This is a genomic window from Spirochaetota bacterium (genome assembly GCA_025061835.1).
Classification (GTDB): domain Bacteria; phylum Spirochaetota; class Brevinematia; order DTOW01; family DTOW01; genus SKYB106.
This window is the reverse complement of sequence record JANXAC010000014.1, coordinates 1-17,137: the sequence shown is the minus strand read 5'-3', so window position 1 is coordinate 17,137 and position 17,137 is coordinate 1. Positions and strand designations below refer to the sequence as shown.

General features: G+C 35.0%; 12 protein-coding genes and 2 tRNA genes. 5 read left to right on the top strand and 9 right to left on the bottom strand.

What is annotated here, in order from left to right; all coding sequences use genetic code 11:
- Positions 1-371: 371 nt before the first annotated feature.
- Complete coding sequence (locus tag NZ579_06005) at positions 372-821, bottom strand: hypothetical protein (GenBank protein ID MCS7299489.1); 450 nt, start codon at positions 819-821, stop codon at positions 372-374.
- Positions 822-957: 136 nt separating this feature from the next.
- On the opposite strand from NZ579_06005, the gene NZ579_06000 reads away from it, so the two are divergent.
- Positions 958-1,974 (top strand): hypothetical protein, encoded by a 1,017-nt coding sequence (locus NZ579_06000; protein MCS7299488.1) that lies wholly within the window; start codon positions 958-960, stop codon positions 1,972-1,974.
- Here NZ579_06000 and NZ579_05995 read toward each other — a convergent pair.
- Positions 1,949-3,115, bottom strand: a complete 1,167-nt coding sequence (locus NZ579_05995) for an FAD-dependent oxidoreductase (GenBank protein MCS7299487.1) — start codon at positions 3,113-3,115, stop codon at positions 1,949-1,951. The two genes, NZ579_06000 and NZ579_05995, sit on opposite strands and share 26 nt — an antisense overlap.
- Positions 3,108-4,466 carry a preprotein translocase subunit SecY gene (gene secY / locus NZ579_05990; protein MCS7299486.1) on the bottom strand — a complete coding sequence of 453 codons (1,359 nt, stop codon included), beginning with the start codon at positions 4,464-4,466 and terminating at the stop codon, positions 3,108-3,110. The genes NZ579_05995 and secY overlap by 8 nt, the downstream gene beginning before the upstream one ends.
- A gap of 174 nt (positions 4,467-4,640) precedes the next feature.
- Here secY and NZ579_05985 point away from each other — a divergent pair, with 174 nt between their 5' ends.
- The 3 genes from NZ579_05985 to NZ579_05975 all read left to right on the top strand — a co-directional run bounded on the left by NZ579_05985 (position 4,641) and on the right by NZ579_05975 (position 5,015).
- Positions 4,641-4,853 (top strand): DNA-directed RNA polymerase subunit omega, encoded by a 213-nt coding sequence (locus NZ579_05985; GenBank protein MCS7299485.1) that lies wholly within the window; start codon positions 4,641-4,643, stop codon positions 4,851-4,853.
- Positions 4,853-4,936, top strand: a tRNA-Leu gene (locus NZ579_05980). The genes NZ579_05985 and NZ579_05980 overlap by 1 nt, the downstream gene beginning before the upstream one ends.
- A 5-nt stretch (positions 4,937-4,941) precedes the next feature.
- Positions 4,942-5,015 (top strand) — tRNA-Thr (locus NZ579_05975).
- Positions 5,016-5,019: 4 nt separating this feature from the next.
- Here the strand turns inward: NZ579_05975 and NZ579_05970 are convergent.
- The 3 genes from NZ579_05970 to clpB form a co-directional block, all read right to left on the bottom strand.
- Positions 5,020-6,366: a TrpB-like pyridoxal phosphate-dependent enzyme gene (locus NZ579_05970; GenBank protein MCS7299484.1), complete on the bottom strand. Its 1,347-nt coding sequence runs from the start codon at positions 6,364-6,366 to the stop codon at positions 5,020-5,022.
- Between the two features lie 481 nt (positions 6,367-6,847).
- Entirely contained in the window at positions 6,848-8,062 is a 1,215-nt protein-coding gene (gene tgt / locus NZ579_05965) for a tRNA guanosine(34) transglycosylase Tgt (protein ID MCS7299483.1), read from the bottom strand.
- 264 nt (positions 8,063-8,326) lie between these two features.
- Complete coding sequence (clpB, locus tag NZ579_05960) at positions 8,327-10,912, bottom strand: ATP-dependent chaperone ClpB (protein MCS7299482.1); 2,586 nt, start codon at positions 10,910-10,912, stop codon at positions 8,327-8,329.
- A gap of 371 nt (positions 10,913-11,283) precedes the next feature.
- On the opposite strand from clpB, the gene NZ579_05955 reads away from it, so the two are divergent.
- Complete coding sequence (locus NZ579_05955; GenBank protein ID MCS7299481.1) at positions 11,284-13,350, top strand: SpoIIE family protein phosphatase; 2,067 nt, start codon at positions 11,284-11,286, stop codon at positions 13,348-13,350.
- On the opposite strand, the gene NZ579_05950 is transcribed toward NZ579_05955, so the two are convergent.
- From NZ579_05950 to gpmA, 3 genes are all read right to left on the bottom strand, one after another.
- Complete coding sequence (locus tag NZ579_05950; GenBank protein ID MCS7299480.1) at positions 13,340-15,139, bottom strand: hypothetical protein; 1,800 nt, start codon at positions 15,137-15,139, stop codon at positions 13,340-13,342. The genes NZ579_05955 and NZ579_05950 overlap by 11 nt on opposite strands.
- Positions 15,140-15,344: 205 nt before the next feature.
- Entirely contained in the window at positions 15,345-16,190 is an 846-nt protein-coding gene (gene nadC, locus NZ579_05945; GenBank protein ID MCS7299479.1) for a carboxylating nicotinate-nucleotide diphosphorylase, read from the bottom strand.
- Between the two features lies 1 nt (position 16,191).
- Positions 16,192-16,941 (bottom strand): 2,3-diphosphoglycerate-dependent phosphoglycerate mutase, encoded by a 750-nt coding sequence (gpmA, locus tag NZ579_05940; GenBank protein ID MCS7299478.1) that lies wholly within the window; start codon positions 16,939-16,941, stop codon positions 16,192-16,194.
- Positions 16,942-17,137 lie beyond the last annotated feature (196 nt).

The following is a 17,137-nucleotide window of genomic DNA, read 5'->3' as shown; positions in this document are numbered from 1 at the left end:
CAAACATTCTCTTAATAAAGTCTAGAAAATTAGGCTAGTTTCTTCTTTTACTGCAATCCCTTTCAGAACTGGGTAAATTAATTCTTAACAGGTATGATTAAAATTTGACTCTGTTACCACTCCAACTAGATGTTCTGCGATGTTTATTAATTAACAGACTGTTAGTATTAGAAGTTTTATCCAACTAAAAGCTTTACTGTTTTTTCTTGAAAAAAGAGTTTTACCATAATTATTATGAGTGATATGGAAGATAGTAAGTTATCCATAGACAAGTTTTACTCCATATTCCTAGTCCAAGTCTTAATATCATCTCTATTTACAATACTGATCTTTATAAGGATATTTATCAATGAACTAACTAGCTCATTTTTCTATATCTCAATAGGGATAATAACCATAACAGTTCCTATAACTAAATTCGTATTCTTGGTAGTGCTATATAATATTATTACAAGGAACTTCAAAGCTTCCTTAACCTTCAACATTATTTCCATCTCAAGTCCTGTTTTTAATCTAACTATAATATTTTTGTATTTACTAATTTTGGGTATATTTAACGACACAGTATTAGTTAAGACAGACCTACTTTTAATAACATCTGTGTTGTCATCTTTGTTTGACCTTGGATTATTCTCTGCCCTCGTTCCTTTTTTCCTAGATGTAGCCAGAATCAGAAAAAATATGTCTAGGCAGATACTTATATCATCAATAATATTCACATCTAGTATTCTAATTATTATAGTGGCTATGACATTTATACCATACTTCTCATTAGCAGATAGAGTATTGTTTTCTACCTTTTCCAGTTTAATTTTTTTCATATCACTACTCAAATTTTATGGGAACTTGTATCACGATTTCGGTATAGTTAATGACCTTCTAAATCTAAGTCAAAATAGACGAGATGAAATAATATCAGAAGAATTTTACAGAATCCAATCAAACTTAGAAAGGATTGTGTCTGATCAGTACTCATCATCAATAAGCATCATTAAGATTATTGACCAGATCAAAAATAAAATTAATGAATTGTCTGAGGATGCTGAAAAGGTAGTTTCTCATATTAACAAAAACATATCTGAACTCAACAAATTACTTATGTATGTTGAAAATGATATAGATAGTATAAAAACTATACAGAATATCATCAAATCAGCTGATAATACAATCAGTACTTCTGTCAGTATCTTGGAATCAGTTATTGCATCACTGGTAAAAATAAACAACGATAGTAACTCAAATCTACCACAGATAAATATTATAGTTCGTGAGATAGATGAAATCGTAAAGGCTATTTTAGACTCCACAAAGAATATTTCAAAAGCTAACGATGTTTTAAAATCCATTTCAAATGACTTACCAGAGATATTGGATTACTTCTCCTCATTCAACAATACAGTAAGAGATATAAGGAGGATATCCACTAAGATAAATTCTGTTAGGGTATCGTTTGATGTTGAGATTAGAAAGATTGCATCCGAAAAGCAAAGCAAGGAAAAACTATCAGTCATATCTCAAAAGATAGATAGATTATTCCTAGATCTACAATCAGCTGTTAATAACATATTCATAGACGAAGACAAGGTATCAATAGATAGAGATATAAAAATCATTATTGTCAAAACAGAGGGGATAGTAAATGAATTAAAAAGATTTTACGAGGTGATAAGAAAGATTAGCCATAACGTAAGAATAGTTCAAAAAGCAATTGAAGAATATCAGACACACCCCTCCAAGATTAAGAGTCAGGTTGAATATCTTATAAGTATTTTGAATAACATAAAATCCATTTCAAGCAGGAGTGTAAGAAATTTTGATGAAATGTTAAAATCTCTTGAAGAAATCCAAAATATTATATTAAAGATTACTGAAGATTACCAGGATCTAAAAAATGCTGTAGAAAAACACTACAATCAGGTTATCTCAATAGATATAAATGTTCCGCAATTTATAAAGGATATCTATGGGGTTTAGCTCCTATTGAAAATATATAATTGTAATCTACAAATTTCCTTAGAAATACTCCGAATATACTAGGAGGTATTGTAATTTCAAACGGGAACTTGAGCATTGCTCCTGCAGAGTATTTTGACATTTGAACTACTATACCCTTAAATGAAAGATGTAATTTTTGTAGTTCCTTTCCTTCAAGGCTTCTTGGTATATTAAAGCTTGCCACTTCTGCCATTTGAATTGCGAATTGAGCAAGTGGTATTGGGGTAGTATTCTGGTTTTCTGGAACAGCAGTATCACCTACAGCCCATACATCTTTGAAATTTTTGACTCTAAGAAATTCATCTACTATTAACCTACCCTGAGGTCCCCTTTCAAATTTAATTCCCGCTTTGTCTTCCATCTGCTTTAATATTCTATTAGCAGAAACACCGCTACACCAAAGTAGAATGTCATAATCAATCTCTTTGTTATCACTCGTATAAGCCTTTTTATCATCAACTTTACAAACTGCAGAATTATATACTAGATTTATACTTCTTTTAGTCAAGTAATCTTCAATTGATTTAGCGAAGTTAGCTGGTAGAGTTGGTAAGCATCTATCTTTGGCTTCTATTATGGTTATGTTTGGGATTATTTTTTTACTCCTCAAATAATGATACGTTTCTGATGCAACCTCTACTCCAACAGGACCAGCACCGACTATTACTATTTTAGGAGATTTATTTTGTTCTATAAACATTTTGAGTTTTGACATATATTTTTCAAGATCCTTCTCATTCCAGAACATTATTGAATACTGTCTTACCCCATCTATTCCAAAGTCTGTTGGCTGAACTCCGAAACATAAGACTGCATGGTCATATTTTACTTCTCTACCATCTGCAAGAACAACAGTTTTACTACTAAAATTGACCCAATCAATCTCACCTTTAACAAACTCAAAGTTACTATAACCACCAAAGGCCTCCTCATATTTTATTATTATTTTCTCAAGTCGATTAGATATTGCCGCAGGCAGCGAAGGTAAAAGACACTGAAAGTCATTTCTATCAATAAGTACTACCTTGTACTTAACAGATGAATTTTTGGAATAGTCTAGAAGTCCTTTGGTTAGTTTCACTCCAGCATATCCTCCACCTAGGACTGCTATACTATACATATCTTGTCCCCCTGCCTCTTATCCTTCCCTTCTTAAGGAAACCATCATAATGATGAACTACGAGTTGAGACTCAATCTGGGTAAGAGTATCAAGTGCTACACCTACCATTATCAGGAGAGATGTGCCTCCCATAAGATATGCTATATATGTTGGAACATTCAGAGAACCGTATATTATGTTTGGTAATACCGCTATTAATCCTACTATTATAGATCCGGGAACGAGTATTCTGTTTAGTGTATCGTTAAGAAATCTGTGAGTAGGCTCCCCAGCTCTTATACCGGGAATGAAACCTCCATTCTTTTGGAGAGTTTCAGCAAGCTCCTGAGGATTAAACTGAATGAATGTGTAAAAGTATGAAAAGAAAATAACTAGCAACATATAAAGCACTATATATAACCATCCTTCAAAGGACAACCATGCTGCAATTGTTCTTACTATCGGTAGATCACTTCCTCCAAAGAAGGTAAGAACCTGCTGAGGGAATGTCATAACTGCAGACGCAAATATTATAGCAACTACACCAGCAGGATTAAGCTTAAATGGTATATAGGTGCTCTGACCTCCATAGACTTTTCTTCCTACAACTCTTTTGGCATAACTAACAGGTATCTTTCTAAGCGATTGCTCAAACCAAACCACAAATATAATAACTCCTAGGAATAATAGGACAACTATTATCATAGTTATCTCTACCGTTCCAGATGCTTGAAGTTGCCTAAACAGGTTATATATAGATTCAGGTATTCTTGCAACTATACCTGCCATAATGATTAATGATATTCCGTTACCTATTCCTCTCTCCGTTATTTGTTCTCCCATCCATATGAGGAACATAGTTCCAGCAGTAACAGTTACTATAAAGCTCAGATAGAACAGAAAAGTGTCAGGATATAGAGATAAACCTGTCCTTGCAAATATCTCAGATTTTAGTCCTCTGACAAAGTATATACTCAACCCCCAAGACTCAACTATCGCTAAAGGTATTGTCCCTATCCTAGCATATTGCATTATCTTTCTTCTTCCGTCAGGTTCTTTTGAAATCTTCTCAAGAGTTGGTATAACATACACAAGTAATTGTATAATAATGAGTGAGCTTATATATGGCATTACACCAAGGGCGAATATACTTATGTTTGCTAGCGCACCACCAGCGAATAAGTTAAAAAACTCAAGTATTCCGAGATTGCCTTGTCCAAACCTTTCATAGTACAACGATAACACTGAGTAATCTACCCCTGGCACAGGAATGGTAGTCCCTATCCTAAAAACTATAAGTATGAACAAAGTAAATAGCACTCTGTTTCTAAGAGACTCCACTTTGAATATGTTTAAAAATGCTTGTATCATAATCACTCCAAAATAGGTCTGAATGAATTCTAAAAGTGTTTTGAAAATTCTTTCAAATTTCAAGGGGTTCTAATAAGTTCTGGTTTTCTCTGTTTACAGCAAGATTTAGAATTTTATACACTATCTCAACTTGAAAACAAACTAAAATTTTATATAAAATTTTTATACAAGCCTATGAAAGATTTTTTTGAGAAACTAATAGATTACGATGGAAACCATTATGAGCTAGCAGTTGCTGCTGCAAAAAGGTCGGCTTACATAGTAAATAAGAACATTTTATCTGGAACTAATACAAAACCTGCAGTCAAGGCATTATACGATATCCTTACCAAAGAAGTTGAAATAATAGATACTTCAAAATCATCTGAAACAGACGAAGAAATTTAGCCGAGATGGTGGAATTGGCAGACACGCTACCTTGAGGGGGTAGTGCCCGTAAGGGCGTGCGGGTTCAACTCCCGCTCTCGGCACAAATGCCGATGTAGCTCAGCTGGCTAGAGCAACTGACTTGTAATCAGTAGGTCGTGGGTTCGAGTCCCACCATCGGCTCATATCAAGAAGGAATGCTTCTAAAACCTTCCATTAGTTCATCGTCGGTAGGTTCATGGTCAGGTAAGTTTCTATTCAAGTAGTCATCGTAAGCCTTTAAGTCAAAATGTCCGTGTCCTGACAGATTAAATAGTATAACTTTCTTCTTGTTTTCCTTCCTTGCTTGTATTGCCTCGTCTATCGCTGCTTTGACTGCGTGCGTTGTTTCAGGTGCGGGGAGGATACCCTCTGTTCTAGCAAAGATTACTCCAGCCTCAAATACTTCATTCTGACTATAAGCTCTTGCCTCTATAAGCCCAAGCTCGTAGAGCTTGCTAACAATCGGAGCCATACCATGATACCTAAGACCTCCTGCGTGTATTGAAGGTGGCACAAACTCATGACCTAGTGTATGCATTTTAATAAGAGGCGTCATACCAGCAGTGTCGCCAAAATCATAAGCGTATTTACCCCTAGTAACGGAAGGACAAGACTTAGGTTCTACTGCGATTATTCTAGTTTTTTTCTTCTTCGTTATCTTGTCAAACACGAAAGGTAATGCAAGCCCAGAGAAGTTTGACCCCCCACCTATGCAACCGATAATAATGTCAGGATACAATCCCTCTCTCTTGAGTTGTTCTTTCGCTTCAAGACCTATTATGGTTTGATGGAGAAGAACATGGTTTAGAACACTACCAAGGGAATAGTTAGTACTCTTATCACCTACGGCTTCTTCTATTGCTTCACTTATTGCTATACCTAGGCTACCTGGGTTCTCTGGATCTTCGGACAGAACCTTTCTACCAAAGTTTGTCCTTTCAGATGGGCTAGCAAGAACCTTGGCACCCCATGTCTCCATAAGGACTCTTCTGTAGGGTTTGCTATTGTAGCTTACCTTAACCATATAAACTATTATTTCTAATCCGAAAAGCGAGCCAGCAAATGCTAGAGAACTGCCCCACTGACCCGCACCTGTCTCGGTAGTTAGACGCTTTACACCTGAAATGCTGTTGTAGTATGCTTGAGGTATCGCAGTGTTAGGTTTGTGAGAGCCTGGTGGTGAGACAGACTCGTTCTTGTAAAGTATTATCGCAGGTGTTTCCAAATATCTCTCCAAGTTATACGCTCTATGCAAGGGAGTAGGTCGCCACATCAGATACTTTTTGAGAACTTCTTCAGGAATATCTATCCACCTTTTAGAAGACACTTCTTGTTCTATTAGCTGCGGAGGGAATATCACCTCAAGGTCCGATGGAGATACTGGCTTCTTAGTCACAGGGTTTAAAGGTGGGTCTAACGGTTCTGGTAAGTCAGCAAGAATGTTATACCAAGATTTAGGAATATCTCTTTGGGGTAAAATTAACCTATTCATACACTTCCCCTCTGACCTTTGATTATAACGCAATACTAACTACTAACTCAAATACAATCACAATAAATTTAATTTAGTGAAGTCCGAAATTTGCGAATATGTTAGTATTTTTAATCCAATAGTTCTACTAAGTGTATTTTATAGGTCTTGCTATCCATCACTTTCCTAGCAGTTAGGAAACTATCATAAGAACCTTAATCGGATTTAATCCAGTAAAGTTAGTAAGAACAAGTTTAAGATACCATCTTTAATCTGGTAGTTCATAAGTTCTATTATCTATAACACATCGTTTATTACCTTCCAACAGCTGCAAAATTTTCAAGAGAACTTCAAGATTACTAAATACAGTTGGAGTTATCTGTGGAGGTAAGATAAAATGTAGAAATAATTTACAATAAGTCTTCTGACCAGTGTTAGTAATCACCTTGGTGGTATCAGAACACAGAAAATCCTGATTTTCCTCACTCTAGGATGATTGAGACTAGGAGTCAATTCTATCATCCTTTGAGTATATTTCAAGGACCTTTTTGGATAGGTGTTCAAATGTTTGGTTTAGAATACTCTCTCTTATTGACTTCATAAGGTTTTTGATGTAGTGTAGGTTGTGGATCGTAACGAGTCTGTATCCTAGCATTTCGTCAGACCTTATAAGGTGTCTTATATACGCTTTTGTATAGTTTCTACAAGTGTAGCAATCACAGTTTGGGTCTGGTGATGAGAAATCTTCCTCATACTTTTTATTTCTTATGTTTATCCTACCGATTGAGGTGAAGAATAAGCCTCTTCTACCAGCCCTTGTTGGAAAAACACAATCAAACATATCAACTCCGTTCATAACCGCCATTACAATGTCTTCAGGTGTTCCAACGCCCATAAGGTACCTCGGTTTATTGTTAGGTAGTAACGGACTGGTATATGAAAGAATGTCATACATAACCTCTTTCTTCTCTCCTACGCTTAATCCTCCTATCGCATACCCATCAAGTTCAAGTTCGGTAAGTTCCTCTACACTTTGCCTTCTCAAATCCTTGAAGAATCCTCCTTGAACTATTCCGAAGAGAAAGTTTTTATCTCTCATAACTTCAAAGTTTTTATCTTCCTTGTAAATTGATTTTCTCACAATTTTACCTTTCAATTCTCTAAAAGTTTCTAGAGACCTTTTAGCCCATAGCATTGTTCTCCGAGTTGCTTCTTTGGTGTATGAATAATCTGTTTCAGGTTTTACTGGTTCATCCAACTGCATAATTATGTTTGATCCGAAGATGAGTTGTATTTTAACAACATCATCTGGAGTGAAGAAGTGATATGAACCATCAATATGAGATTTGAACCTAACCCCCTCATCGCTAACCTTGGTAAGTTCATTCAAACTAAAAATTTGAAAACCTCCACTATCTGTTAAAATACCCCTTCTCCAGTTCATAAACGAATGTAAACCACCTGCATTTTCAATGACCTCAACCCCAGGTCTTAAGTAGAGATGGTAAGTATTGCAAAGTATTATTCCATCACTTAACTCTTCAACCTCTTCAGAAGATAGAGTTTTGACCGTCGCCTGTGTTCCAACAGGCATGAAAACAGGCGTAGGTATCACAAAACTATCAATCCTAATCTCACCAACCCTAGCGCTACTTCTTGATGAATTAGAAATAACTCTGAAGAACATTATGAACTCCTGAAGATTAGTATAAACCATCGCTTGTCTAACATTCAGAAAGTTTGGAAAAGCTGTAAAGAAAACGAGTTAATCATATTTATTCTCCCAAGAGAGTCTGAACATTTCAAAACTAATTATGTATCTAGAATAAGACGAATAACATAGTTTAGAACCGTGGAGTCTGCCAAATTCCAAAGGTAATTTTCTATGTAACACTTCCACTAGGATGTGAAGTCATATTTTACATATCTACCGTAGTTGTTCGTTTGAAAACCAGTGTCAAAAGGTAATTTAAACTAATCCCTAGTTTGTTTTAAAAACTATGTTACTTCCGTCATACTCTACCTTTACTCTGTCCCCCTCTTTTATCTTACCGCTTATAATATGGAGTGAAAGTTTGTCAAGGAGTTCCCTTTGAATAGCCCTTTTGAGTGGTCTTGCTCCAAATACTTCATCGTATCCTACCTTCGCAATGTATTCCTTCACAGACTCGCTAATTTCTAGAATTATTTTCTTATCTTTAAGCCTCTCTTTTACTCTATCCAATTGAATATCAATTATCTTCTTTATATGTTCCGATGATAGTTTTCTGAACACAAGTATTTCGTCAATTCTGTTCACAAACTCTGGTCTAAAGAATTTTGTAAGTTCCTTCACTATTCTCTCCTTGAGACTCTCGTTTATCTGGTCTGGGTTGATGTTAGAGATAAGCTCTGTCAGAAGGTTTGATGTCATAATGATAATTGTATTTTTGAAATCAACAGTTCTACCTTGACCATCGGTAAGCCTACCATCATCAAGAATCTGTAGTAAAACATTAAATACATCCGGATGTGCTTTCTCAATCTCATCAAATAGTACTACAGAATACGGTCTTCTTCTTACTGCTTCTGTGAGTTGTCCTCCTTCTTCGTATCCGACATAGCCTGGAGGTGCTCCTATAAGCCTAGCAACAGAATGCTTCTCCATATACTCTGACATATCAATTCTTATCATCGCCTTTTCTGTGTCAAACAGAAACCAAGCGAGTGTTTTTGCAAGCTCTGTCTTACCGACACCTGTAGGTCCTAGAAAAAGAAAAGAACCAAGAGGTCTGTTTTCGTCCTGAATGCCTGCCCTTGCTCTTCTTATAGTGTTGGATACTGCCTCAACCGCATGGTCTTGTCCAACAACTCTTTTCTTTATTTCTTCTTCCATTCTTACAAGCCTTTCCCTTTCACTCTCAAGCATCCTTTTAACAGGAACACCAGTCCATTCAGAGACAATTCTAGCGACATCCTCTTCTGTAACTTCTTCGCGTAATAGAGAGCCATCCTTTTGGAGATCTTTTAACTTACTTGTGAGTTCATCAATCTCTTTCTGTTTCTGTGGCTTAAGACCATACCTTAACTCTGCAACTTTGTTATAGTTTGCTTCTCTTATGTATCTATCCTCTAGAGTAGTGAGAGTATCTATCTCTTCTTTTAGTGTCTTTATCCTAGATATAATTTCTTTCTCTTTCTGCCACTTTGCTCTGAGAATATTTAATTTATTCTGCAATTCTTGAAGTTCCAATGTAATCTTTGAAAGTCTCTCCTTCGCTTCTTGTGAGTTATCCTTCTCAAGAGCGTGTTTTTCTATCTCAAGTCTCATAATACTTCTGTTTAGTTCATCAATTTCTTGTGGCATGCTATCTATTTCCATTCTTATCCTAGAAGCGGATTCATCAACTAGGTCAATTGCTTTGTCCGGAAGGAATCTATCTGTTATATACCTATGCGAAAGAACTGCCGCAGATACTAGGGCTTTGTCTGATATCTTGACACCGTGATGAACCTCATATTTCTCCTTTATTCCTCTTAATATTGCTATCGTGTCCTCAACTGAAGGTTCCGCAACAAAAACAGGTTGGAACCTCCTTTCTAAAGCCTTATCCTTTTCTATATACTTTCTATACTCATTTATTGTGGTAGCACCGATTACTTTTATTTCACCTCTTGCGAGTGCTGGTTTGAGCATATTACCTGCATCCAAAGCTCCCTCTGCTGCTCCAGCACCTACAATCATATGTATCTCATCAATAAAGAGTATAATTTCCCCATTTGACTCTACTATCTCGTTTATGACTGCCTTAAGTCTTTCTTCAAACTCTCCTCTAAATTTTGTTCCAGCAATTAGAGCACCTAAGTCAAGAGCGAGTATTCTCTTACTTTTGAGACCTTCTGGGACATCATTATCAACAATCCTTTTGGCAATACCTTCAACTATCGCAGTCTTACCGACCCCAGCCTCACCAATCAAGACAGGATTGTTTTTCGTCCTCCTTAAAAGGATCTGTATAGTCCTTCTTATTTCACTATCTCTACCAATCACAGGGTCTAGTTTTCCAATCCTAGCAAGTTCTGTTAAGTCTCTTGTGTATTTCTGGAGAGCGTTATATTTCCCCTCTGGTGTTTCATCAGTAACTCTCTTATTACCTCTTATTTCCTTGAGTAGTGTGATAAAATTATTGTATGTTATACCATACTTTTCTAGCGTAGGTTTCAGTTGTCCGTTTGCGCTTCGTATGATACCAAGCATCAGATGTTCAGTTGATACGAACTCGTCTTTGAATTTGTTTGCTTCTTCTAGTGAATAATCCAAAGCCTTCTTCAAATCACTCCCAATGTAAGTGCTACTCACTCCTTGTATCTTTGGCTTTTGCGATATAAGGTTTTGAATCTCTCTGGATAGTTCATTTATCCTAACCTCCATATTCTTTAGTATCGCGAAAACGAGATTATCTTTATCCTCTATTAAAGCAGACACAAGATGTTCATTATTCACTTCCTGGTTATCGTTTCTATCCGCTATTTCAGTTGCTTTCTGTAAAGCCTCTCTTGATTTCACAGTTAGCCTTGAAAGGTTCATACCTGACCTCCTTGAATTCTAATAACTGTTTTGCAAATATCATACCAACCTTAGTTTGAAATAGAAAAGTTTTAGAAGGTAATTTGATAGATGTAAACATAAATGTATTTTTCTAACAGACTTCAAAAAATACTCCTACCAACTTTACATCAAATGAATGACACTCCAAACCACTGAAAGTTATTTCATATCCGTAGAGACCACCTAGATTTTGCAACCTAAAAGTCCCATTTTTAGCATAGGCTTTGGTCTCCACTATACTAGAACTATATGTATAAAAAATAAACATTATAGTAAAAATTACACATCTGTTGAACAGTCATCTATTTGAAACCTACCTTGAAAATCTAAATAATTTAGTTTAAGCACTTATGGAATATGCCTATTTGATAATCTTTTTTATAGTTGCCATTTTTGTAGTTTTCATATTCAGTTATACATTCAGAGGTATAAAAAAGCAAAGTCTTACTACTTCAAAGATGAACCTAGCAAAAAGGTTTCTAACTCTCTGTTATAATGCCATACCTATGATAACACTTTCATCTACGCATCAGCACCCTCACAAACCTTACGATAAACACAAAAGTTTTATAGAATCAATTGATGACCTTTTAATTGAGTTAATTAAACTACTTCAGAAGTTGTTTGAAGCAAGAGTTGTAGTAGTATTCAAATCGTCAAAAGGTAATTTCAGTTATCATTCGTCAACCGATCCATTCTTCCCATTTATGACGGGTATATCAAAATTTATAGACCTAATATCAAGAATGAAGATATCTGATTTACTAGATGAGAGTATCATTGACTCGTTGTCAAGGTCAAAGAATAAACACAGATTTGCAATACCTAGCAATATATCTGTTTTTAAATCAAAAGAAATACTTAAGGTTCTAAAGGAGATAAATGCTGACTTTGCTGTTTTTATACCAATATACAAAGAAAACGATATAACATACCTTATAATAGTTCTTACCAACGAGTTTAGGGTTTATGACGAATTGAAGGTCATAGTTAACTTGCTCATAGACTTTATATCAATATTCTTAATCTACGTTCATAGCAGACAGACTCTTAATGATATACTATCCAAATGTACTATGAGTGGTTCTATTGAAGGGTTAGGGATATTGTCTTTTGAAATGGTATTTGATACAAAAACATGGCAGGTTTTAGAAAGAAGTTGTGATGAAAAAACCTTTAATAGAGTTTACAATCTGATTGACATTGAAACTCTAAAGAAATCCGTAGCAAGAGGGGATAGGGTAGTTAATATGCATAGCACATTTGAACGCGAAGGTGGCGGGACTAGTTTCTTAAACGTTATTGCCGAACTAATATCAGAAAACAAACTTCGGGTCAAAGCATCAGAATTTGAACAAACCTCTATTCAGATACTTGACGATGTTCTGATAAGAATTTCTGAGATGATAGAATTTCCAATAGTTATCTTCGACAAGTATAACAAGAAGATTCTCAAACTTAACAGGAAGTTTAGAGAGATATTTCAAGGATACGAGGAACATGATAACATTGAAACACTTATGTCAAGCCTGAAGTATATTTCAGAAGGTAAAGTTATACAGTCAGGAGTTGTATTTACTCCTAAGAATGTATCAGTCGACGAGACACGACTTGGTGGATTATTGTTTTATCCTTTACAAATGGTTGATCAAAGAGTCGCTATGAACCTATACGATGAAGCAATGAAGATAAGAAAGTTAGTCTCATCTATGAACCTATACGAGTCACAGTCCAATTACAAGAACATTGAATTTTACGCTAGGTATCAACCTTCGGATAGGATCATTGAGGTTGGTGGAGATTTCTTCGTAGTTAGGGAAGCGGGTAAAAAATCATTTATTGGAGTGTTTGACATATCCGGTCATAGTCTATCTTCAGGTTTTCTTGCTGTGAATGTCAAAAGTTTCGTTGAAAGGAGTCTTTCTGAAAGCAAGAGCATAACAAAAACCGCAGAAGAACTCAATAACTTCATATTCTCACTTAACGAAAATGAACCAGATGCATTCTCTTACATTACTGGAGTCCTGTGTGAAGTTGATGTTGAAAGGATGGAGTTTAAGTTTATATCGGCCGGGCATAAATATGGTGTTACACTGAAGGATGATGGAATAATAACATTTCAAGACATTACTCACCCATCCAAACCTTTAGGTATCAAAAAAGATCAGAAATTTGAGCCAACTACGATAACAATATCAGATAATGATAAATTCTTCTTGTATACAGATGGTATAGTTGAACTTGAAGATAAGAAGGGACATAACGTTGATGAAGCGAAGGTAATAGACCTGATAGTTTTCTGTAGGTCTTTATCTATAAAGGAAACGATAGATGAAATATTCTCTTACATAAGGGGACTTAGGGAATTGAATGTAAAAGACGACTTCGTAATACTCGGTTTTAAGGCTAAGGCTTAACTACAAGTAATCCAGGTTTAACTTGAGTAATGTATCTAAATTGAGGATCCAGAACTGCTAAACGATATTCACCTTCTCCATCAGTTACTGTCGCTCTAGCAATTATAGTGTAGTTAGTTTTGAATAAAGAGGCTAAATTATTGGTAGTTATATTTACGCTATCATTGATACTTGGAACACCACTTAAAAACCTAATTATGATGTTATTACCCTTTACACCAACTATCTCTCCAAATATTGGCATATGAGACAAAAGACCACTCCTGAAATTCTGATAGATAGTTGATATGAATTCACTACTATACCTTTGGTACGTTGAGAAGTTTGTTATTACTTCATAGCTCACTGGATCTATCAAATCAACAGATAATTTTAGATAATCTTTCAATGCTTCTGGTCTTACATTTATAACCAGGTCATAATTCCTTAAAGAAGTTGTACTCTTTCTGTTAGTTACTATTGATATGTTGATATTCTGGATCTTAATATTCTCAATTGAAGACAGAAGTGCTTCATGGTAGAACATTTTGTCAATATCGTAATCTACTTTATCAACTTGTATTAGAAGTTTAATAGGTCTTGTATTAACTGTAGATATCCCCCATCCAGAAAGTCTTGAACTGTTTGATACATAACTTTCAAGATTTTCATAGAAATCTTGCATTCTTATATCATTTAGAAAGAGATTTTTGGCTATACTGAGTTCTTCTAGTGCTGTATATGGGGAGTGGTAAAACCTATAGTAGTTGCCTATTTCAAACCAAGCAGAGAAATTTAGAGGATTTAACCTTATAGACCTGGCAAGATGTATGTTATAATATGGTAATGCTCTATTCTTGAGTTCCAAAGCAATCTTAAGTCTTTCATTGGAAAGACGCTCTCTATCTTTGGTTACTTTTTGAGGAGAGAGTCTCATCTGGCTCTCTTCCACAAAGTATCTCAAAACTTCTGTCTCAGATTCTTTAAATGTCTTGAGAATCTTTGAATAGTCTCCAGAGAGATACATTATATTTGCTAAAGTCTCTTTTGGAACATTAGTATTTCTAAGATATTCTAAAGATTTTTGATAGTTTCCTGTTCTGAAATATGCACTTCCTAAAAGGTAATATTCCCTTACATTATTACCAGGAAAGATGATTGATTTCTCAAGATTTCTTATCGCTTCATTAAACATACCTACCCTATAGTAATATTCTCCATACAAGGAGTATATTCTCTTATCTAATCTTTCAAATAATATAGCCTTATCAAGATTTTCCTTAACTTGATCAAGTTTACCAAGAGCGAGCTGTATTTCAGCCATCTCTAGGAATATGTTGTAATTACTAAAAATTCTTGTGTATGGTCTTAAAAATCTTTCTGCTTCGCTAGGCTGAATAGTTCTAAGTAGTCTTGAACGCATTATCACGAATATCAAGTTAGTCCTAGCCTCAGGTCTCTTCATTATACTATCAGATATCTCCATACTCTTCTGTATATTACCCTTCAACCTTTCAACCTCCATATAGTATGAGTTTATGTTGATATCATTCTTTTCGTAGTTCAGTGCTCTTTTGATATACTTTTCCGCTAACTCATTCTCACCAATATCTAGACATAGATGGATCAAGAACGAATAATATACAATATTGTTTGGATGCTTTGAGATCAACTTCTCAAGATGATCTATCGCTTCATAATGTTTGAAGTTTATAACAAGATTAGATATCTGAGAAATCTCATCAATCGTATAGGAATCTGTAGAGACCATAACTAGCAATCCTAGAATAGTTATCAATCTCGTTAGCATAACGAAGGATATTTTAATTAACTCAAGATTAACTTATCTATTTACCATAAGAATGTTTTAGACAGAAGTAAATTTTTAGAAGTTTTTCAAGAACTAGAGTACTATTCAGGACACTTGAATTATCAACTCCTGACAACATACTCAATAGGATGGAACAAAAATGATAACCATACAATCAAAGTTCTTCAACCTGGGCAATAATATTCTACTCTACATAGAACGATAGATCAACTACTTCGTAATTCATAGTAATTCTACTGGTTGATACAAAATCAATAGGTGCATTCATTTTGACAAGATCTCTAATTTTCTCAATATCAATATTACCTGAAGCTTCTACTATTATGTTAGGGTTCCGAGACTTTATGTATTCTGACGCTGACTTTATCTGCTCGGAGGTCATATTATCAAGCATAATCACATCAACATTTGCTTCAACTGACTGTTTCACTTGTTCCATATTTTCACATTCAACTTCAATCTTATGCATAGGCGAGTATTTTCTTGCAAGACTTACAATCTTCTTTATATCTCCTTTGAAAACTGCTATATGATTATCTTTTATCATGATCATATCGTAGAGTCCAAATCTATGGTTTACACCACCACCAACCCTAACAGCATACTTCTGGAAAAACCTCAAACCTGGTATAGTCTTCCTTGTATCCAAAACACCAAACTTCCCTTCAGTAGCTTTTACAAACTCTCTTGTGGTAGTTGCTATGGATATGAGTATGGTAAGTATATTTAGAATAGACCTTTCAACGGATAGTAGCATCTTTGCGCTACCTTCAAACGAAAAGATTTTTGTTCCTTTATTGAAATCTTCTCCATCCTTCAGAGAGCAACTTTTTATTCCAAAATCCTTCTCCAAAACTACCGAGAATATCTCACCAACAAACACTCCTTTATCATTAGCAACAATATGTGCTTGTTCCTTTCTATTTGGAATTATACTGGATATTATATCGTTGTTATTAGTATCCTCAAATAGGGTTTCCTCAAATAACTTTTTACTTGCATTATACAGATTTATATCGTAATAAAACATACTACTTTTTTGACTTTCCTTGTGCTGCGACTGCCTCCATCGCTCTTTTTACTTCTTCTGGGTCTCCAATGTAATACTTATTAATAGGTTTTAGGTTTTGATCAAGTTCATATACTAAAGGTATACCGGTTGGTATATTAAGTTCCACAATCTCTGTATCAGAAATATTATCAAGATACTTAACTAATGCTCTTAAACTGTTTCCATGTGCCGATATTATTATTTTCTTACCTTCTTTTATAGTAGGTGCTATAACCTCCTCCCAGTAAGGAATTACTCTTGCTACTGTATCCTTTAGGCTTTCAGTAAGAGGTATCTCTTCTGGTTTGAGATGTTTATATCTTGGATCATTACCAGGATATCTCGGATCGCTTTTCTCAAGAGCAGGAGGTGGAACATCATAACTCCTTCTCCAAATCTTCACTTGTTCTTCACCATACTTATCTGCCATTTCAGACTTATTCAGTCCCTGCAAAGCACCGTAATGCCTTTCATTAAGTCTCCAACTCTTGTATTCTGGTATCCATAACAAATCCATCTCAGAAAGAATAATATGAAGAGTATTAATAGCACGCTTCAAAACCGAAGTGAAAGCAATGTCAAAGGTAAATCCATTCTCTTTCAAAACCTTACCAGCTTTCTTCGCTTCCTCAACACCTCTCTCGGAAAGATCAACATCAGTCCAACCAGTAAATCTATTCTCCTTATTCCAAACACTCTCACCATGTCTCACAAGAACCATCTTATACATACTTATACCTCCCCTTTTGACTGTAAAAGATTATAAAAGATTTTCTAATTGTTCTCACAACTACTAAAGTGTTTAGTCAATAAAGTCTAAAATTTTTTGATAGATGATTCATAAAATAATTTAAGGTTATGGAGATGGATATTTTTAGTATATCACACCTCTTGCTCCTCTGTTTTCTTTCCCTTTTCTTTCTTTT

What these genes read in the sequence shown, in the direction of transcription:
- NZ579_06005 (MCS7299489.1), bottom strand. Translation starts at nt 821, where the DNA reads ATGAAAAAAATTAAACTGGAAAAGGTAGAAAACAATACTCTATCTGCT.
- NZ579_05995 (MCS7299487.1), bottom strand. Translation starts at nt 3,115, where the DNA reads ATGTATAGTATAGCAGTCCTAGGTGGAGGATATGCTGGAGTGAAACTA.
- secY (MCS7299486.1), bottom strand. Translation starts at nt 4,466, where the DNA reads ATGATACAAGCATTTTTAAACATATTCAAAGTGGAGTCTCTTAGAAAC.
- NZ579_05985 (MCS7299485.1), top strand. Translation starts at nt 4,641, where the DNA reads ATGAAAGATTTTTTTGAGAAACTAATAGATTACGATGGAAACCATTAT.
- NZ579_05970 (MCS7299484.1), bottom strand. Translation starts at nt 6,366, where the DNA reads ATGAATAGGTTAATTTTACCCCAAAGAGATATTCCTAAATCTTGGTAT.
- tgt (MCS7299483.1), bottom strand. Translation starts at nt 8,062, where the DNA reads ATGGTTTATACTAATCTTCAGGAGTTCATAATGTTCTTCAGAGTTATT.
- clpB (MCS7299482.1), bottom strand. Translation starts at nt 10,912, where the DNA reads ATGAACCTTTCAAGGCTAACTGTGAAATCAAGAGAGGCTTTACAGAAA.
- NZ579_05955 (MCS7299481.1), top strand. Translation starts at nt 11,284, where the DNA reads ATGGAATATGCCTATTTGATAATCTTTTTTATAGTTGCCATTTTTGTA.
- NZ579_05950 (MCS7299480.1), bottom strand. Translation starts at nt 15,139, where the DNA reads ATGCTAACGAGATTGATAACTATTCTAGGATTGCTAGTTATGGTCTCT.
- nadC (MCS7299479.1), bottom strand. Translation starts at nt 16,190, where the DNA reads ATGTTTTATTACGATATAAATCTGTATAATGCAAGTAAAAAGTTATTT.
- gpmA (MCS7299478.1), bottom strand. Translation starts at nt 16,941, where the DNA reads ATGTATAAGATGGTTCTTGTGAGACATGGTGAGAGTGTTTGGAATAAG.